The sequence below is a fragment of the Enterobacter sp. H2G27 genome (assembly GCF_054403075.1).
This window is the reverse complement of the sequence record NZ_JBSVSI010000001.1, coordinates 171,268-189,466: the sequence shown is the minus strand read 5'-3', so window position 1 is coordinate 189,466 and position 18,199 is coordinate 171,268. Positions and strand designations below refer to the sequence as shown.

The following is an 18,199-nucleotide window of genomic DNA, read 5'->3' as shown; positions in this document are numbered from 1 at the left end:
TTAGTTGGTCGCGGTCATCTCACCCGGCAGCGCTGCGCTGGCCGTCTGGGCAGCGCCGCTCTGCGGCGCAGACTGCAGAGGATGCGCCTCAAAATATTTGCGTAAACCGTTATAAATCGCTTCGGCAATTTGCTGCTGGTAACTGTCGCTTCCCAACAGACGCTCTTCACCGTTGTTACTGATAAAGCCCGTCTCTACAAGGATGGACGGAATATCTGGCGAGCGCAGAACGCCGAGGCTGGCATGTTCCGGACGACGCTTATGCAGCACGCCAACGCTTTGCAGCTGGTTCAATACGTTAGTGGCGACATCATACCCGACGCGCTGAGAATGACCGAACTGTAAATCCAGCACCGCCTGGCTGAGGTACGGATCGGACTGGCTGTTCGCCAGCACGTCGCCCGCACCGCCTAGCAGTTCAGACTGCTTCTCATGCTCTTCCAGCCAGTTGGCCATTTCGCTGTTAGCGCGACGGTTCGACAGCACCCAAACCGAGGCACCGGTGGCGCTACGATTCGGTGCGGCGTCCGCATGAATGGAGACCAGGAAGTTTGCGTTTTGCTTACGCGCCACATCCGAGCGCCCCATTACGGAGATAAAGTAATCCCCATCGCGGGTCAACACGCCTTTAAACATAGGGTCGTCATTGAGTAGCGAACGCAGTTTACGCGCGATAGCGATAGTTACGTTTTTCTCTCGCGTGCCGCCAGGACCAATCGCCCCGGGATCTTCCCCGCCGTGACCCGCATCAATGGCGATAATCACTTTGTCACCGCTGACCGTCGCGCGTCGCGCGCTGGCCGCCGGACGCGTCACCGTATCGCTGCTGGTTGCCGCAGTGATGCGATCGTTCTGCGATTTAAACGGATTACGCGCAGGTTCAGCAGGACGCGGCGTATACACCGGTTCTTCCACCCGCTTCGCTACGACCGGCGGCGGCGGCGGCGGTGCGTCGGCATTGATGGTAAAGACCACCGTATAGTTCGCCCCGTTTTGCTGCTTCACCGCCTTCGTTTTGCCCTTTTCGGTCAGATCGACCACCAGGCGTAACGACTGGCTATCCTGCGGCGTACCCGAACGGATACTTTTCACCAGGTTGTTGCCGCTAAACCGCAGCGGTAATCCCTGGATCACGCCTGTCTGCTTGATATCCAGCGCCACGCTGTGGCTGTCTGGCTGTGAAAACGCATACTCAGGATCGCCCATAAAGCTGAACGTGATTCGAGCCTGGCTTTCGCCGTTAGATACCTGAATATCTGAGAGGTTTGCCGCCCCGGCCTGCGCGCACAGCAGCACGGTGGCAGCCAACACCCAACCTTTAACGCGATTTATCATCCCGTCATCCCTACGCTTAACCGGCCAGACGCGCCAGTAAGGAACTGCCTGATGAGGAAACAGCACTGATGCGTGCCTCACGCCCTTGAGCCTGGTAATTTAAGTGAATTTCGACATCCGGGTCAGGCAGCACACCCGCACCTTGTTGCGGCCACTCCACCAGGCAAATGGCGTCGTTGGCAAAATAATCACGGATCCCCATAAATTCCAGCTCCTCAGGATCCGCAAGGCGGTATAAATCGAAGTGGTACACCATGAGATTTTCAAGGGTGTACGGTTCTACCAGCGTGTAGGTTGGGCTTTTCACATTCCCGTTATGCCCTAACGCCTGCAAAAAACCCCGGCTGAAGGTGGTTTTACCCGCACCTAAATCACCATACAGATAAATGACGGTTGCCCCCTGACAGGCCTGCGCCACGCGCTTGCCGAGTTCTAAAGTGGCTTGTTCATCAGGTAAAGGAATCGCTCGATTAGTCATTTTCTACGTCAATCACATCCGGGTTAACAACACGCCGCAGCGTGCAAAAAAGATCCGTGGCCAGCATACCGCGTGTACCGTAACGCGCAGCCAGTTTATCCGCCGCGACACCGTGGGCCACGCAGCCCGCACAGGCTGCATCATAAAGGGGAAGTTTCTGTCCAAGCAATGCGCCAATGATGCCGGAAAGCACATCGCCCATTCCGCCGCTCGCCATGCCCGCATTTCCGGCATCAATAATGCCCAGCATCTCATCACTGGCAACAATGGTTCCTGCCCCTTTTAAAACAGCAACACCTCCGTAACGTTTTACCAGACGCTGAGCAGAAAGTAAGCGATCGTTTTCAATTTCTGCCACGCTGCAGTTAAGCAGGCGCGCGGCTTCGCCGGGGTGTGGTGTCAGAATGCGATTGTGACGCTTATCCGGGTTTATTGCCAGAAGGTTAAGCGCGTCGGCATCCCACAGCATCGGTTTACGAAAATTCTCGACCTTTTGCAGGGCCTGTTTACCCCATGACTGCTGCCCAAGCCCGGGGCCAATCACCACCACATCCGCCCATTCCAGGCATTCTTCAAGCGCCTGGGGCGTAAGCTCATGGACCATCAGTTCCGGCCGAGCGGTGATTATGGGCGCAATATTCTCAATGCGAGTGAGCACTCGCACTAATCCGGCACCGCTGCGCAGAGCCGCTTCACCCGTCATACGAATCGCACCAGCCGTACCGTGGTCTCCTCCCACAATCACCAGCCTGCCGTGATCGCCCTTATGGGACGTTGGTCGGCGCGGCGGGAGCCACGCTGCAAGCTGCGACGCATCAAAACGCGCCAGGTGCGTTTCCTGCCCGGACAGCCAGCTCTCCAGCCCCAGCGCATGGTGGTGCAAAACGCCAACGACGTCTCGTGCTTTACCGGTCAGTAGCCCCGGCTTGAGGGCGATGAAGGTCACCGTATGTGCAGCCTCAATGACCGCTCCCGGCGTCGCGCCGGTTTGTGCAATCAGGCCAGAGGGAATATCCAGGGCGACTACCGGCGCGGAATGTCTGTTAGCGTGTTCAATAAGCGCGGCAATATTTTCGCGCGGCGCGCTGTGCAGCCCGGTGCCCAGAAGACCATCAACAATCAGATCCACCTCTTCCGGCCAGACGATATCAGGCGCATGAATTACACCGCCTGCGTTAAGCCATGCCTCCCGCGCCGCGCCAGCCTCTTCCGGCAGCGGTTTATCACTTTCGAGAGCCAGCAAGGTCACGCGGATACCGGCCACAACCGCCAAACGGGCGACGACGTAGCCGTCACCGCCGTTATTGCCGTGCCCGCACAGAATCAGCCAGTGAGCAGCCTGCGGGTACGCGCTGCGGGCAACGTTAAACGCCGCCTCACCCGCACGTAGCATCAGTTCATAGAGGGTAATCCCGAGGCTGTCTGCGGCCTCTTTTTCGGCACGCCGGAGGTCATCCGCATGCCAGATGGAATGTGGTATACTTGCGGGGTTTTTCTTCACCGTATGGTCCGTCATGTCACAGCCCCTCGATTTCAATGAATTAGCGCAAAAAATAAAACAGTGGGGTGCTGAGCTTGGCTTCCAGAAGGTGGGCATTACCGATACCGACCTTTCCGCCAGCGAGCCGAAACTGCAGGCCTGGCTGGACAAACAATACCACGGCGAAATGGAATGGATGGCGCGTCATGGCATGATGCGCGCCCGTCCTCACGAGCTTTTGCCGGGCACATTACGCGTCATCAGCGTGCGCATGAACTATCTACCCGCCAACGCGGCCTTTGCGCGCACGCTAAAAAATCCCTCTTTGGGTTACGTCAGCCGGTACGCTTTGGGTCGTGATTACCATAAGCTCTTGCGTAACCGCTTAAAAAAACTCGGGGAAACCATTCAGCAGCACTGTGTTTCGCTGAATTTTAGACCCTTTGTCGATTCTGCGCCTATTCTTGAGCGCCCGATCGCCGAAAAAGCCGGGCTTGGATGGACAGGTAAGCACTCACTTATCCTCAGCCGTGACGCCGGATCGTTCTTCTTCCTGGGCGAACTGCTGATTGATTTACCGCTGCCGGTAGACGGCCCGGTCGAAGAAGGCTGCGGGCGCTGCGTGGCCTGCATGACCATCTGCCCGACGGGTGCTATCGTCGAGCCTTACACTGTTGATGCACGCCGCTGCATCTCCTACCTCACTATCGAGCTGGAAGGGGCCATTCCAGAGGAATTCCGGCCACTTATTGGCAACCGCATCTACGGTTGCGACGACTGCCAGCTGATCTGCCCGTGGAACCGCTATTCACAGCTCACGGACGAAGAGGATTTCAGCCCGCGTAAGGCGCTGCATGCGCCGCAGCTCATTGAGCTGTTCGCCTGGAGCGAAGCATGGTTCCTGAAAGTGACGGAGGGTTCGGCCATTCGCCGTATTGGTCATTTGCGCTGGCTGCGTAATGTTGCCGTCGCGCTGGGGAATGCCCCGTGGGAGGAAGCGAATATACGGGCGCTTGAAAGCCGTCGAGGTGAGCACCCACTTCTTGATGAGCACATCGAGTGGGCGATTGCGCAGCAAATTGAGAAACGTAATGCCTGCGTTGTCGAGGTGCAGCTGCCGAAGAAACAGCGTCTGGTGAGGGTGATTGAAAAAGGGCTTCCGCGGGATGCCTGAACTATTCACAGCCTGTGAATAAAATTACAAACTCAAGCGCCATCTGGGCTGGAGAAGAGGTCAAGTGATCTCAATAACATTTTGAAATCAAATTTTATGTTTTAAATACAGCGCGTTATGGAGATATTATTCACCCTGCTAAGTTTTAACCCTGTTTCGGTTAAGCGCAGTTTCTGTGGATAACTCTGTTCACAAGAGTATTTCAGAGACAATAGAAAACGTCCCCAGCGACGCTTTTCGCTGTGGATATTTTAGAGATGAAGAAGAATTTGGAGCGGGAAACGAGACTCGAACTCGCGACCCCGACCTTGGCAAGGTCGTGCTCTACCAACTGAGCTATTCCCGCTTGGGTGGTCCGTGCTGTAGAAGCACTTTCAAATTTTGGAGCGGGAAACGAGACTCGAACTCGCGACCCCGACCTTGGCAAGGTCGTGCTCTACCAACTGAGCTATTCCCGCTTGGGCAGTCTGTGCTGTGAAAGCACTTTCAAATTTTGGAGCGGGAAACGAGACTCGAACTCGCGACCCCGACCTTGGCAAGGTCGTGCTCTACCAACTGAGCTATTCCCGCAAATCTGCACTGCTTTTGTTGCTGTCGTAACGTGTAATTCTCTGTCGTTACGGGAGGCGCATTATACGAGAAATCCTTTTAGCTGCAACCCCCCTTAAAGTGATTTTTTCGAAATTAAGTTCAAATGCTTATTAAATCGGCAAGCTGAACAATTTAACGACAAAAACCCGGCCACGCAAGGCGCCGGATCGCAAAATCACAGCTTAATAAAGTTTTCGCGGTAGTAGGAAAGCTCCGCCACGGACTCTCGGATATCGTCCATTGCCTGGTGCGTCCCCTGCTTTTTAAAGCCGTCGAGGATTTCAGGCTTCCAGCGACGCGCCAGCTCTTTCAAAGTGCTGACATCCAGATAACGGTAGTGGAAGTAAGATTCCAGCTCCGGCATGTACTTAAACAGGAAACGGCGATCCTGGCCGATGCTATTGCCGCAGATAGGGGATTTGCCTGCCGGAACCCACTCTTTCAGGAACTCAAGCGTCGCCAGCTCCGCCTCACGGTCGCCGAACGTGCTCGCCTTCACGCGCTCCACCAGGCCACTGCCGGTGTGGGTACGCACGTTCCATTCATCCATCAAAGCCAGCTGGTCGTCGGACTGATGCACCGCAATCGTTGGCCCTTCAGCCAGGATATTCAGGTTGGCGTCCGTCACCAGAGTTGCAATTTCAATGATGCGATCGCGCTCGGGATCCAGCCCGGTCATTTCGAGATCGATCCAAATCAGGTTGTTTTCATCCGCGCTCATGTTATTTTCCACCCTTCTCGCATAACCGGCAGTAGCAGGTTAACTAGTATTAATTAGAGTGTATCATAGAGGTTTTGCCCCTTACGGGCGACCAGGAGCCAGCGCGATTGAGTAAAAATAAACTCTCCAAAGGGCAGCAGCGCCGCGTAAACGCCAACCACCAGCGCCGTCTTAAAACCACTTCGGAGAAGCCGGATTATGACGACAACCTGTTTGGTGAAGCGACAGAAGGCGTAGTCATCAGCCGTTTCGGTATGCATGCCGATGTCGAATCCGCCGACGGGGATATTCACCGTTGCAATATCCGCCGGACCATTCGTTCCCTGGTGACCGGCGATCGCGTGGTCTGGCGTCCGGGTAAAGAGGCAGCTGAAGGTGTCACGGTTAAGGGCATCGTTGAAGCCGTGCATGAACGCACGTCGGTGCTCACCCGCCCGGATTTCTACGATGGCGTAAAACCAATTGCCGCCAACATTAACCAGATCGTCATTGTTTCGGCGATTTTACCCGAACTTTCGCTCAACATTATCGACCGATACCTTGTCGCCTGCGAAACGCTGCAGGTTGAACCGATTATCGTGTTGAATAAAATCGATCTGCTGGATGACGACGGCATGGCCTTCGTGAATGAGCAGATGGATATCTACCGTGAGATCGGGTATCGCGTGCTGATGGTCTCCAGCCATACCAAAGATGGCCTTAAGCCGTTAGAAGAGGCGCTGACCGACCGTATCAGCATCTTTGCGGGCCAGTCCGGCGTGGGTAAATCGAGCCTGCTGAACAACCTGCTTGGCCTCCAGCAAGAGATCCTGACTAACGATGTGTCCAACGTCTCGGGTCTGGGCCAGCACACCACCACCGCCTCGCGTCTGTATCATTTCCCGCACGGCGGCGACGTGATCGACTCCCCAGGGGTGCGTGAGTTCGGTTTGTGGCACCTTGAGCCGGAACAAATCTTTAACGGATTTGTCGAATTCCATGATTATTTAGGCGCTTGTAAATACCGCGACTGTAAACACGATAACGATCCAGGCTGCGCTATCCGTGAAGCGGTTGAGAAAGGCGAGATCGCGGAAACCCGCTTCGAGAATTACCACCGTATTCTTGAGAGCATGGAAGACGTAAAAACGCGTAAAAACTTTTCTGATTCTGATAACTGACAACTAAGCTAAGCATCGCTAAAATCGTCCCCTTTTTTCAGGTTCCGGCGGCTTAACGCCGGATCAGGAACGACAAAACAATGGCCTGGAGGCTACCTTGTTAAACGCATTTAAACTTTCGCTTCAATACATTCTGCCAAAACTGTGGCTCACTCGCCTGGCGGGCTGGGGCGCGAGCAAACGCGCAGGCTGGCTGACCAAACTGGTCATCGATCTTTTCGTAAAATATTACAAGGTCGATATGAAAGAGGCGCAAAAGCCGGACACCGCCAGCTACCGCACCTTCAACGAGTTCTTCGTGCGCCCGCTGCGTGACGAAGTGCGCCCGCTGAACACCGATCCTAACGTCCTGGTGATGCCAGCAGACGGCGTGATCAGCCAGTTGGGTAACATCGAAGACGACAAAATCCTGCAGGCGAAGGGCCATAACTACAGTCTGGAAGCGCTGCTGGCAGGTAACTACCTGATGGCGGATCTGTTCCGCAACGGTACGTTTGCCACTACCTATCTGTCACCGCGCGACTATCACCGCGTGCACATGCCGTGTAACGGTATCCTGCGTGAAATGATTTATGTCCCGGGCGATCTGTTCTCCGTCAACCACCTGACCGCGCAGAACGTGCCGAACCTGTTTGCCCGTAACGAGCGCGTCATCTGTCTGTTCGATACTGAATTTGGTCCTATGGCACAGATTCTGGTGGGTGCAACCATCGTAGGCAGCATTGAAACCGTCTGGGCCGGCACCATCACCCCACCGCGCGAAGGCGTGATCAAACGCTGGACCTGGCCTGCCGGTGAAGCGGAAGGCTCTGTGGCCCTGCTAAAAGGTCAGGAGATGGGTCGCTTCAAGCTTGGCTCCACCGTGATCAACCTGTTTGCGCCGGGCAAAGTGAAGCTGGCTGAACAGCTCGAAAGCCTGTCGGTCACCAAGCTGGGCCAGCCGCTGGCGGTCTCTACCGAAACCTTCGTGACGCCGGAAGCAGAACCTGCTCCGCTGTCACAGGAAGAGATCAACGCCGAGCACGACGCCAGCCCGCTGGTTGACGACAAAAAAGACGAAGGCTAACAACAGAAGGATCGCTGACGTGCGCCCGATTATCGTTCTACTGATGGCCTGGTGCCTCAGCATGGGGGCGTACGCAGCGACAGCCCCCGACGCCAAACAGATAACCCAGGAACTGGAGCAGGCAAAAGCGGCCAAACCCGCTCAGCCAGAGACCGTCGAGTCGCTCCAGGCTGCCCTGAACGCGCTTGAGGAGCGGAAAGGCTCTCTTGAGCGCGCTCAGCAGTATCAGCAGGTTATCGACAACTTCCCCAAACTCTCGCAGACGCTACGCTCGCAGCTCAATAATTTGCGTGACGAACCGCGCGATGTGCCCGCAGGGATGACCTCCGACGCGCTGAACCAGGAGATCCTGCAGGTCAGCAGCCAGCTTCTGGAAAAGAGCCGCCTTGCTCAGCAGGAGCAGGAGCGCGCGCGCGAAATTGCCGACTCCCTCAGCCAGCTTCCGCAGCAGCAAACCGACGCCCGTCGCCAGCTAAATGAAGTTGAGCGCCGCGTGGGTACGCAAAGCGGCAATACGCCACAGGCTCAGGCCCAAAATCTGGGCTTTCAGGCAGAATCGGCTCGCCTGAAGGCCCTTGTCGATGAGCTTGAGCTGGCGCAGCTTTCCGCCAATAACCGCCAGGAGCTGTCGCGGATGCGCTCTGAACTCGCTCAGAAGCAGAGCGAGCAACTGGATGCGTATCTCCAGGCCCTGCGCAATCAGCTCAACAGTCAGCGTCAACGCGAGGCGGAGCGCGCGCTGGAAAGTACCGAACTGCTGGCAGAAAACAGCGATAACTTGCCTGCCGGAATCGTCGAACAGTTTAAGGTCAACCGCGAGCTTTCTGCCGCGCTGAATCAGCAGGCGCAGCGTATGGATCTGGTTGCCTCGCAGCAGCGTCAGGCCACCAATCAAACCCTTCAGGTTCGCCAGGCGCTCAACACCCTGCGCGAGCAGTCCCAGTGGCTCGGGTCATCAAACCTGCTGGGCGAAGCGCTACGTGCCCAGGTCGCGCGCCTGCCGGAAATGCCGAAGCCGCAACAGCTGGATACCGAGATGGCCCAGCTGCGCGTTCAGCGACTGCACTTTGAAGATCTCCTTAATAAACAGCCGCAAATCCGCCAGATCCGTCAGGCTGACGGACAGCCCCTGACCAGCGAGCAAAACCGTATTCTGGAAGCCCAGCTGCGTACCCAGCGTGAACTGCTGAACTCTTTGCTCCAGGGCGGGGATACGCTGATTCTGGAGCTGACCAAGCTAAAAGTCTCCAACAGCCAGCTGGAAGATGCGCTGAAAGAGGTGAACGAGGCGACGCACCGTTATCTCTTCTGGACGTCCGACGTGCGTCCGATGACCTTCTCGTGGCCGATTGAAATTGTCCAGGACCTGCGCCGCCTGATTTCGCTGGACACCTTCAGCCAGCTGGGACAGGCCAGCGTGATGATGTTCACCAGCAAAGAGACCATTTTCCCGCTGCTGGGGGCGTTGATTCTGGTGGGCTTCAGCATTTACTCGCGCAGACATTTCACTCGCTTCCTGGAGCGTTCCAGCTCCCGGGTGGGGAAGGTTACCCAGGATCACTTCTGGCTGACGTTGCGCACCGTATTCTGGTCGATTCTTGTCGCCTCCCCGCTGCCGGTGCTGTGGATGACGCTGGGGTATGGCCTGCGTGAAGCCTGGCCCTATCCGCTCGCGGTTGCGATTGGCGATGGCGTCACCGCCACGGTGCCGCTGCTGTGGGTAGTCATGATTTGCGCCACCTTCGCGCGCCCCAATGGCCTGTTTATCACCCACTTTGGCTGGCCGCGTAATCGCGTTGCGCGCGCCATGCGTTACTACCTGATGAGCATCGGGCTGATTGTGCCGCTGATTATGGCGCTGATCATGTTCGACAATCTCAACGACCGGGAATTCTCAGGCTCGCTGGGCCGTCTCTGCTTTATGCTGATATGCGGGGCGCTGGCCATCGTCACGCTCAGCCTGAAACGCGCGGGTATTCCGCTCTATCTCGATAAATCCGGCAGCGGCGAAAACATGTTCAACCGGCTGCTCTGGAACCTGCTGCTTAGCGCGCCGCTGTTTGCGATGCTGGCGGCCGCGGTGGGCTATCTGGCAACCTCGCAGGCGCTGCTGGCAAGGCTGGAAACCTCGGTGGCCATCTGGTTCCTGCTGCTGGTGGTGTACCACGTGATCCGCCGCTGGATGCTGATCCAGCGCCGCCGTCTGGCCTTTGACCGAGCCAAGCATCGCCGGGCAGAGATCCTCGCCCAGCGCGCGCGAGGTGAGGAAGAGCCAAACCACGTCAACAGTACGGAAGGCACGACGGAAGCGGACGAGGTCGAACTGGATCTGGATGCCATCAGCACCCAGTCCCTGCGTCTGGTTCGTTCCATACTGATGCTGATTGCCCTCCTGTCGGTGATCTTCCTGTGGTCAGAGATCCACTCCGCATTCGGCTTCCTGGAGAACATCTCTCTCTGGGACGTGACGTCCACGGTGCAGGGTGTTGAAAGCCTGGAGCCGATCACCTTAGGGGCGGTGCTGATTGCCATTCTGGTGCTGATCATTACCACGCAGCTGGTGCGCAACTTCCCGGCGCTGCTGGAGCTGGCGCTGCTGCAGCATCTGGATTTAACGCCGGGGACGGGTTATGCGATTACGACCATAACCAAATATCTGATCATGCTGTTTGGCGGACTGGTTGGCTTCTCGATGATCGGTATTGAGTGGTCGAAGCTGCAGTGGCTGGTGGCGGCCCTTGGTGTAGGGTTAGGTTTTGGTTTACAGGAGATTTTCGCCAACTTCATCTCTGGCCTGATCATTCTGTTCGAAAAACCGATCCGTATTGGCGATACCGTCACGATCCGCGATCTGACCGGCAGCATCACGAAGATCAACACACGTGCGACAACGATCAGCGACTGGGATCGCAAAGAGATCATCGTACCGAATAAGGCGTTTATTACCGAGCAGTTCATCAACTGGTCGCTGTCAGACTCCGTTACCCGTGTGGTGCTGACGGTACCGGCGCCGTCGGACGCCAACAGCGAAGAGGTCACCCAGATCCTCTACACAGCCGCAGAGCGCTGCTCGCTGGTGATCGATAACCCGGCACCGGAAGTGTTCCTGGTGGATTTACAGCAGGGGATCCAGATTTTCGAGCTGCGTATCTACGCCGCCGAAATGGGCCACCGTATGCCGCTGCGCCATGAGATCCACCAGCTGATTCTGGCAGGCTTCCGCGAGCACGGTATTGATATGCCGTTCCCACCGTTCCAGATGCGTCTGGAAAGCCTGGACGGGCGTAAAACGGGAAGAACGTTGACGTCAGCGGCGCGTACGCGCCCGGCGGGGAGTTTGTAAGATAAGCAGGGCGACCCTCTCCCACGGGAGAGGGTTAACTGCCGTCAGGCGCGATCTACGGTAAACGCAATCACATCGCCAAGCTGCTCTGCGCCCAGGGCCAGCATCACCAGACGATCCACACCCAGCGCCACGCCGGAGCAATCCGGCAGACCCGCTTTTAAGGCTTCAAGCAAATTAACATCAATAGGCTGCTGCGGCAGACCGCGCGCGGCGCGCTTGCGGTTATCCTGCTCGAAGCGCTGCTGCTGCTCGCGGGCATCAGTCAGTTCGTGGAAGCCGTTCGCCAGTTCGATGCCTTTGTAATAGACCTCAAAACGCTCTGCGACACGATGATCTTCGGTACTGATCTGCGCCAGTGAAGCCTGGCTTGCCGGGAAGTGATAGACAAACGTCGGACGGTCTTTGCCAATCTGCGGTTCTACGCCGAAGGTGAACAGCAGCTGCAGCAGCGTGTCGCGATCATCTTCGTTATCCGCCACGTTGCTCAGATCCAGCTTTGCCGCTACTTCACGCAGCTGGGTTTTATCCGCCGACAGCGGATCGATTTCCAGATGGCGTTGGAAAGCCTGCTGATAGGAGAGCGTTTCGGCTTCTGAACAGTCCAGCACCTGCTGGAGCAGATCGTCCACCTCATTCATCAGGCGGTACATATCATAATGCGGGCGGTACCACTCCAGCATGGTGAATTCCGGGTTGTGGTGACGACCCATCTCTTCATTACGGAAACTGCGGCACAGCTGATAGACCGGACCACACCCCGCCGCCAGCAGGCGTTTCATGTGATATTCCGGGCTGGTCATCAGGTACAAATTCATCCCCTGAGAGTGGCCGGGGCCAACAAAACGGGTTTCAAACGGGACCAGATGAATATCCGTTACCGTTGCCTGACTCATGCACGGCGTTTCCACCTCAAGGACTCCGCGGTCGGCAAAGAAACGGCGGATCTCCGCCATAATTGCAGCGCGTTTTAACAGATTAGGGATGGATGCGCTCGGCTGCCAGGTGGCCGTTTCGCTCATGAGTTGTTCTCCGATTTCAGACAAGGGCACGAAGTCTACTCGTTAGCAGGGGCAGAGACAAATTTTGCGCAGTAAAAAAGCGCATTTCATTTAGGTGAACTTTTTCGTGACGTATTTCATCAATCTTCATGATAAATCGCCGTACAGAACAGCAAAAAAATCGAACACGTCAAATTTCCCTGACATCTACACGGTTATACTGTTTTACCCATAAAGGAGCAGTGGAAACGCTTTCGCAATCGTCCTTTTGGACGGGTGAACTACCTTTAGTTTGTCGCGTTGCGAAATAACAAAAATCTGGAGGAATGTCGTGCAAACTTTTCAAGCCGATCTTGCCGTAATAGGCGCTGGCGGGGCTGGATTACGTGCTGCGATTGCTGCAGCACAAGCTAATCCCAACGCTAAAATCGCATTGATTTCAAAAGTCTATCCAATGCGTAGCCACACTGTGGCAGCAGAAGGAGGATCCGCCGCCGTTGCGCAGGATCATGACAGCTTTGAATACCATTTCCACGACACGGTTGCAGGGGGCGACTGGCTTTGCGAACAGGATGTCGTTGACTACTTTGTGCATCATTGTCCAACGGAAATGACCCAGCTTGAACAGTGGGGATGTCCGTGGAGCCGCCGTCCGGACGGCAGCGTCAACGTTCGCCGCTTTGGCGGAATGAAGATTGAACGCACCTGGTTCGCCGCTGATAAAACCGGCTTCCACATGCTGCACACCCTGTTCCAGACCTCCCTTCAGTTCCCACAAATTCAGCGCTTCGATGAACATTTCGTCCTCGACATTCTGGTTGATGACGGACACGCGCGCGGCCTGGTGGCGATGAATATGATGGAAGGCACGCTTGTCCAGATCCGTGCCAACGCGGTAGTGATGGCGACGGGCGGTGCGGGCCGCGTTTATCGTTATAACACCAACGGCGGCATCGTCACCGGTGACGGCATGGGCATGGCGCTCAGCCATGGCGTACCCCTGCGCGATATGGAGTTCGTCCAGTATCACCCAACCGGCCTGCCAGGCTCCGGCATTCTGATGACGGAAGGCTGCCGCGGTGAGGGCGGTATTCTGGTCAACAAAAACGGCTACCGCTATCTGCAGGATTACGGCATGGGCCCGGAAACCCCGCTCGGCGAGCCGAAGAACAAATACATGGAACTTGGCCCGCGCGACAAAGTCTCTCAGGCCTTCTGGCACGAGTGGCGCAAAGGCAACACTATCTCCACGCCGCGAGGCGACGTCGTTCACCTCGACCTGCGTCATCTGGGCGAGAAGAAGCTGCTGGAACGTCTTCCGTTCATCTGCGAGCTGGCAAAAGCCTACGTTGGCGTCGACCCGGTGAAAGAGCCGATTCCGGTACGTCCAACGGCGCACTACACCATGGGCGGGATCGAAACCGACCAGCAGTGCGAAACCCGAATTAAAGGCCTGTTCGCCGTCGGCGAGTGTTCCTCTGTGGGCCTGCACGGCGCCAACCGTCTTGGGTCTAACTCGCTGGCAGAGCTGGTCGTCTTTGGCCGCATGGCGGGCGAGCGCGCGATGGAGCGGGCGGCTACCGCAGGCGAAGCCAACGGTGCCGCACTGGATGCGCAGGTTGCAGACGTTGAAAAACGCCTGAAAGATCTGGTGAACCAGGAGGGTAACGAGAACTGGTCTAAGATCCGCGACGAGATGGGCCTGTCGATGGAAGAAGGCTGCGGTATCTACCGTACGCCAGAGCTGATGCAAAAAACCGTCGACAAGCTGGCGGAACTGCAGGAGCGCTTCAAGCGCGTGCGCATCACCGATACCTCCAGCGTATTCAACACTGACCTGCTCTACACTATCGAGCTGGGCCACGGTCTGAACGTAGCGGAATGTATGGCGCACTCTGCGTTGGCGCGTAAAGAGTCACGTGGAGCCCACCAGCGTCTGGACGAAGGCTGCACCGAACGTGACGACGTCAATTTCCTGAAACACACTCTCGCCTGGCGCGATGCGGATGGCACCACACGTCTGGACTACAGCGACGTGAAAATCACCACGCTGCCGCCGGCTAAGCGCGTGTACGGTGCAGAAGCAGAAGCCGCCGAGAAGAAGGAGAAGGCGAATGGCTGAGATGCAAAAAATGAAGGTTGAAGTGGTGCGCTACAATCCGGAAGTGGACGCCGCACCGCACAGCGCTTTCTATGAAGTCCCTTATGACGAGCAAACCTCCCTGCTGGATGCGCTCGGCTATATCAAAGACAACCTGGCGCCGGATCTGAGCTACCGCTGGTCCTGCCGCATGGCAATCTGCGGATCCTGCGGCATGATGGTCAACAAGGTGCCGAAGCTGGCCTGTAAGACCTTCCTGCGCGAGTACACCAAAGGCATTAAGGTCGAAGCGCTGGGCAACTTCCCGATTGAACGCGATCTGGTGGTCGATATGACCCACTTTATCGAAAGCCTGGAAGCCATTAAGCCATACATCATTGGCAACCCGCGCACGCCGGATCAGGGGCCAAACACCCAGACGCCAGCTCAGATGGCGAAATACCATCAGTTCTCCGGATGCATCAACTGCGGCCTGTGCTACGCCGCCTGTCCACAGTTTGGCCTGAACAAGGAGTTCATCGGCCCGGCCGCCATTACCCTGGCGCACCGCTATAACGAGGACAGCCGCGATCACGGCAAAAAAGAACGCATGGCGCAGCTTAACAGCCAGAACGGCGTCTGGAGCTGTACCTTTGTGGGTTATTGCTCCGAAGTTTGTCCGAAGCACGTCGACCCGGCCGCCGCAATTCAGCAGGGTAAAGTGGAAAGCTCGAAAGACTTTCTTATCGCTACCCTGAAACCACGCTAAGGAGTGCATGATGACGACTAAACGCAAAGCCTACGTGCGGCCTGTGCCGTCAACCTGGTGGAAAAATCTGCCGTTTTATCGCTTCTACATGCTGCGTGAAGGCACGGCGGTACCGGCGGTCTGGTTCAGCCTTGAGCTGATGTACGGCGTTTTTGCCCTCAAGCATGGCCCGGAAGCCTGGGCCAGCTTCGTCGGTTTCCTGCAAAACCCGATCATTGTTGTTCTGAACCTGATCGTGCTCGCGGCCGCGCTGCTTCATACCAAAACCTGGTTTGAACTGGCGCCAAAAGCGGCGAACATTATCGTAAAAGGCGAGAAAATGGGGCCAGAGCCGGTGATTAAAGGGCTCTGGGCAGTGACGATTCTGGTCACTGTGGTCATTCTGTTTGTCGCACTGTTCTGGTAAGGAGACTACTGTGATCAATCCAAATCCAAAACGTTCTGACGAGCCGGTCTTCTGGGGTCTGTTTGGCGCAGGCGGCATGTGGAGTGCCATCATCGCCCCCGTCATCATCCTGCTGGTCGGCATTATGCTACCGCTGGGGCTCTTCCCGGGCGATGCGCTGAGCTACGAACGCGTACTGGCGTTCGCGAGCAGCTTTATCGGCCGCGTGTTCATCTTCCTGATGATCGTCCTGCCGCTGTGGTGTGGCCTGCACCGTATTCACCATGCGATGCATGACCTGAAAATCCATGTCCCGAGCGGGAAATGGGTTTTCTACGGTCTGGCAACCATCCTGACCGTAGTAACGCTGATTGCCGTGGTCACCATCTGACGCTTCAGGCCCGCCATCAGGCGGGCCTTCTATTTTTGCATCTTCCCCACTAGCCACTGGGCAAACTCGCGCATTGCGGGCGTTTCCGCCCGTGACTGCAGCCTCGTGAGCCAGTAGCTGCCGAGGTCAATCTGCGTTGCAAATGGCTGCACGATACGCTCGCTGTTCAGCAGATGGGTGAACATATCGACAGGGGCAATCGCGATGCCCGTACCTGCCTGCGCGGCTTCCAGCATGGTGATGGACGAATCAAATACCATTACCCGGTGCGTCGGTGAAGGCGGGTTTTCTCCCGCGGCCTGCATCCAGGCGGTCCACTCGTCGCGCCGGTAAGAGCGCAGGAGGGTAAACTTCAGGATATCGGAAGGGGTGTGCAACGCGGCAGCAATGTCAGGTGTGCAAAGCGGCGCAAGCGGTGCAGGGCAAAGAAACGTCGCTTCCGTGCCGTGCCACGCCCCGCCGCCATAACGAATGGCGTAATCAAGTCCTTCAGCCGCCGGATCGACACGGTTGTTATGGGTGGAAAGCTGAAGATCAATATGCGGATAGCAGCGGCGGAAGTCCGCGAGCTGCGAGAATAACACCCCCGTCGCAAATGTCCCGACCACGCCAATTTTGAGCTTCTCCTGCGCGCGCTGGCTGGCAAAGCGATCCAGCATTCCGGCGATACGATCGAACGAGTCATTCAGCACCGGCAGCAAATTCTCGCCTTCGGTAGTCAACATCAGCCCTCGCGAAACGCGAACAAAAAGCTGGCAGTTAAGGTGCTGCTCCAGCGCCTTTACGTGCTGGCTAATCGCGGAATGGGTGACATTCAGCTCAATAGCGGCATGCGTAAAACTGAGGTGCCTGGCGGCTGCTTCAAACGCCCGCAGGGAGTTCAGAGGAAGATAGCTGCGCGTCATGGTCTCGTCCGTTAGAAAAATTAACAGCTAATGCTAAATTTAACCGTTTGTCAGCCATAGTCAAATCCAACAGACTACAGCGGTCTGACGGGCCCGGACACTCCCTTGAACTGCTATTACGGAAGATAACTGATGATGACAAAATCCCTAAGCTGTGCCCTGCTGCTCAGCGTTGCCAGCTCTGCATTCGCCGCACCGATGTCCGAAAAACAGCTGGCTGAGGTGGTGGAACGTACCGTTACGCCGCTGATGAAAGCGCAGGCCATTCCGGGCATGGCGGTGGCGGTGATTTATCAGGGTCAGCCGCACTACTTTACCTTCGGTAAAGCCGATGTTGCGGCAAACAAACCCGTCACCCCACAAACCTTGTTCGAACTGGGTTCTATAAGTAAAACCTTCACCGGCGTACTGGGTGGCGATGCCATTGCTCGCGGTGAAATATCGCTCGGCGATCCGGTGACAAAATACTGGCCTGAACTGACGGGCAAGCAGTGGCAGGGCATTCACATGCTGGAGCTGGCAACCTATACCGCAGGCGGTCTGCCGTTACAGGTACCGGATGAGGTCACGGATAACGCCTCTCTGCTGCGCTTTTATCAAAACTGGCAGCCGCAGTGGAAGCCGGGCACCACGCGTCTTTACGCCAATGCCAGCATCGGTCTTTTTGGCGCGCTGGCGGTTAAACCTTCCGGCATGAGCTATGAGCAGGCCATGACGACGCGAATCTTTAAGCCGCTCAATCTGAACCATACCTGGATTAACGTTCCGAAAACGGAAGAGGCGCATTACGCCTGGGGATACCGCGACAGTAAAGCGGTCCACGTTTCGCCAGGAATGCTGGATGCAGAAGCCTATGGCGTAAAAACCAACGTGCAGGATATGGCAAGCTGGGTGATGGTCAACATGAAGCCGGACTCGCTTCAGGATAGTTCACTCAGGAAAGGCATTGCCCTGGCGCAGTCTCGCTACTGGCGCGTGGGGGCCATGTATCAAGGGTTAGGTTGGGAAATGCTTAACTGGCCGGTCGATGCCAAAACCGTGGTTGAAGGCAGCGACAATAAGGTGGCGCTGGCACCGCTGCCTGCGAGAGAAGTGAATCCACCGGCACCGCTGGTCAACGCGTCCTGGGTCCATAAAACAGGCTCAACCGGCGGGTTTGGCAGCTACGTGGCATTTATTCCTGAAAAACAGCTCGGCATTGTGATGCTGGCGAATAAAAGCTATCCGAACCCTGCCCGCGTTGAGGCGGCATACCGTATCCTCGACGCGCTGCAGTAAAACATTGCCGGGTGGCGCTGCGCTTACCCGGCGAAACACACC

General features: G+C 56.6%; 15 protein-coding genes and 3 tRNA genes. 9 read left to right on the top strand and 9 right to left on the bottom strand.

The genetic code is table 11. From position 1 onward, the window contains the following. From amiB to nnr, 3 genes are read right to left on the bottom strand one after another with little or no spacing between them, the layout of a single operon-like run. Complete coding sequence (gene amiB, locus ACW9E7_RS00910; protein WP_136195719.1) at window positions 1-1,335, bottom strand: N-acetylmuramoyl-L-alanine amidase AmiB; 1,335 nt, start codon at window positions 1,333-1,335, stop codon at window positions 1-3. A 16-nt stretch (window positions 1,336-1,351) separates the two neighbouring features. Further along, window positions 1,352-1,813, bottom strand: a complete 462-nt coding sequence (gene tsaE, locus ACW9E7_RS00905; RefSeq protein WP_143344559.1) for a tRNA (adenosine(37)-N6)-threonylcarbamoyltransferase complex ATPase subunit type 1 TsaE — start codon at window positions 1,811-1,813, stop codon at window positions 1,352-1,354. Then, window positions 1,806-3,329: a bifunctional ADP-dependent NAD(P)H-hydrate dehydratase/NAD(P)H-hydrate epimerase gene (gene nnr / locus ACW9E7_RS00900; RefSeq protein WP_143344558.1), complete on the bottom strand. Its 1,524-nt coding sequence runs from the start codon at window positions 3,327-3,329 to the stop codon at window positions 1,806-1,808. The genes tsaE and nnr overlap by 8 nt, the downstream gene beginning before the upstream one ends. Between nnr and queG the strand changes: the two genes are divergently transcribed. Continuing rightward, window positions 3,328-4,467 carry a tRNA epoxyqueuosine(34) reductase QueG gene (queG, locus tag ACW9E7_RS00895; protein ID WP_136195722.1) on the top strand — a complete coding sequence of 380 codons (1,140 nt, stop codon included), beginning with the start codon at window positions 3,328-3,330 and terminating at the stop codon, window positions 4,465-4,467. The two genes, nnr and queG, sit on opposite strands and share 2 nt — an antisense overlap. A gap of 270 nt (window positions 4,468-4,737) precedes the next feature. On the opposite strand, the gene ACW9E7_RS00890 is transcribed toward queG, so the two are convergent. The 4 genes from ACW9E7_RS00890 to orn form a co-directional block, all read right to left on the bottom strand. After that, window positions 4,738-4,813, bottom strand: a tRNA-Gly gene (locus tag ACW9E7_RS00890). 36 nt (window positions 4,814-4,849) lie between these two features. Beyond that, window positions 4,850-4,925: transfer RNA gene (locus ACW9E7_RS00885), tRNA-Gly, on the bottom strand. A gap of 36 nt (window positions 4,926-4,961) precedes the next feature. After that, a tRNA-Gly gene (locus tag ACW9E7_RS00880) sits at window positions 4,962-5,037 on the bottom strand. Between the two features lie 196 nt (window positions 5,038-5,233). Continuing rightward, window positions 5,234-5,779 (bottom strand): oligoribonuclease, encoded by a 546-nt coding sequence (orn, locus tag ACW9E7_RS00875; RefSeq protein ID WP_367897018.1) that lies wholly within the window; start codon window positions 5,777-5,779, stop codon window positions 5,234-5,236. Between the two features lie 107 nt (window positions 5,780-5,886). Here orn and rsgA point away from each other — a divergent pair, with 107 nt between their 5' ends. From rsgA to mscM, 3 genes are all read left to right on the top strand, one after another. Next, the gene (gene rsgA / locus ACW9E7_RS00870) at window positions 5,887-6,939 is read left to right on the top strand and encodes a small ribosomal subunit biogenesis GTPase RsgA (RefSeq protein ID WP_458727096.1); all 1,053 of its coding nucleotides are present in this window, start codon (window positions 5,887-5,889) and stop codon (window positions 6,937-6,939) included. 97 nt (window positions 6,940-7,036) lie between these two features. Beyond that, complete coding sequence (gene asd / locus ACW9E7_RS00865; RefSeq protein ID WP_115876634.1) at window positions 7,037-8,005, top strand: archaetidylserine decarboxylase; 969 nt, start codon at window positions 7,037-7,039, stop codon at window positions 8,003-8,005. A 19-nt stretch (window positions 8,006-8,024) separates the two neighbouring features. Then, window positions 8,025-11,348: a miniconductance mechanosensitive channel MscM gene (mscM, locus tag ACW9E7_RS00860; RefSeq protein WP_458727095.1), complete on the top strand. Its 3,324-nt coding sequence runs from the start codon at window positions 8,025-8,027 to the stop codon at window positions 11,346-11,348. A gap of 44 nt (window positions 11,349-11,392) precedes the next feature. On the opposite strand, the gene epmA is transcribed toward mscM, so the two are convergent. Then, a complete protein-coding gene (gene epmA / locus ACW9E7_RS00855; protein ID WP_133293621.1) occupies window positions 11,393-12,370 on the bottom strand; it encodes an elongation factor P--(R)-beta-lysine ligase in 978 nt (325 codons plus the stop codon). Window positions 12,371-12,680: 310 nt separating this feature from the next. On the opposite strand from epmA, the gene frdA reads away from it, so the two are divergent. From frdA to frdD, 4 genes are read left to right on the top strand one after another with little or no spacing between them, the layout of a single operon-like run. Next, window positions 12,681-14,471, top strand: a complete 1,791-nt coding sequence (gene frdA / locus ACW9E7_RS00850; RefSeq protein WP_008502932.1) for a fumarate reductase (quinol) flavoprotein subunit — start codon at window positions 12,681-12,683, stop codon at window positions 14,469-14,471. Further along, the gene (locus ACW9E7_RS00845) at window positions 14,464-15,198 is read left to right on the top strand and encodes a succinate dehydrogenase/fumarate reductase iron-sulfur subunit (protein WP_023310124.1); all 735 of its coding nucleotides are present in this window, start codon (window positions 14,464-14,466) and stop codon (window positions 15,196-15,198) included. The genes frdA and ACW9E7_RS00845 overlap by 8 nt, the downstream gene beginning before the upstream one ends. A 10-nt stretch (window positions 15,199-15,208) precedes the next feature. Next, the gene (frdC, locus tag ACW9E7_RS00840) at window positions 15,209-15,604 is read left to right on the top strand and encodes a fumarate reductase subunit FrdC (RefSeq protein WP_029739890.1); all 396 of its coding nucleotides are present in this window, start codon (window positions 15,209-15,211) and stop codon (window positions 15,602-15,604) included. Window positions 15,605-15,614: 10 nt separating this feature from the next. Then, on the top strand, window positions 15,615-15,974 hold the full coding sequence (frdD, locus tag ACW9E7_RS00835) for a fumarate reductase subunit FrdD (protein ID WP_000609653.1): 360 nt from the start codon (window positions 15,615-15,617) through the stop codon (window positions 15,972-15,974). A gap of 29 nt (window positions 15,975-16,003) precedes the next feature. Here the strand turns inward: frdD and ampR are convergent, their stop codons facing one another. After that, the gene (gene ampR / locus ACW9E7_RS00830) at window positions 16,004-16,879 is read right to left on the bottom strand and encodes a LysR family transcriptional regulator AmpR (protein ID WP_458727094.1); all 876 of its coding nucleotides are present in this window, start codon (window positions 16,877-16,879) and stop codon (window positions 16,004-16,006) included. 132 nt (window positions 16,880-17,011) lie between these two features. Here ampR and blaACT point away from each other — a divergent pair, with 132 nt between their 5' ends. Further along, window positions 17,012-18,157 (top strand): ACT family cephalosporin-hydrolyzing class C beta-lactamase, encoded by a 1,146-nt coding sequence (gene blaACT, locus ACW9E7_RS00825; protein ID WP_458727093.1) that lies wholly within the window; start codon window positions 17,012-17,014, stop codon window positions 18,155-18,157. Window positions 18,158-18,199: the final 42 nt, after the last annotated feature.

Coding starts and splice junctions, on each gene's coding strand:
- epmA (WP_133293621.1), bottom strand. CDS start 12,370: ATGAGCGAAACGGCCACCTGGCAGCCGAGCGCATCCATCCCTAATCTG.
- orn (WP_367897018.1), bottom strand. CDS start 5,779: ATGAGCGCGGATGAAAACAACCTGATTTGGATCGATCTCGAAATGACC.
- nnr (WP_143344558.1), bottom strand. CDS start 3,329: ATGACGGACCATACGGTGAAGAAAAACCCCGCAAGTATACCACATTCC.
- ampR (WP_458727094.1), bottom strand. CDS start 16,879: ATGACGCGCAGCTATCTTCCTCTGAACTCCCTGCGGGCGTTTGAAGCA.
- queG (WP_136195722.1), top strand. CDS start 3,328: ATGTCACAGCCCCTCGATTTCAATGAATTAGCGCAAAAAATAAAACAG.
- ACW9E7_RS00845 (WP_023310124.1), top strand. CDS start 14,464: ATGGCTGAGATGCAAAAAATGAAGGTTGAAGTGGTGCGCTACAATCCG.
- blaACT (WP_458727093.1), top strand. CDS start 17,012: ATGATGACAAAATCCCTAAGCTGTGCCCTGCTGCTCAGCGTTGCCAGC.
- tsaE (WP_143344559.1), bottom strand. CDS start 1,813: ATGACTAATCGAGCGATTCCTTTACCTGATGAACAAGCCACTTTAGAA.
- frdC (WP_029739890.1), top strand. CDS start 15,209: ATGACGACTAAACGCAAAGCCTACGTGCGGCCTGTGCCGTCAACCTGG.
- amiB (WP_136195719.1), bottom strand. CDS start 1,335: ATGATAAATCGCGTTAAAGGTTGGGTGTTGGCTGCCACCGTGCTGCTG.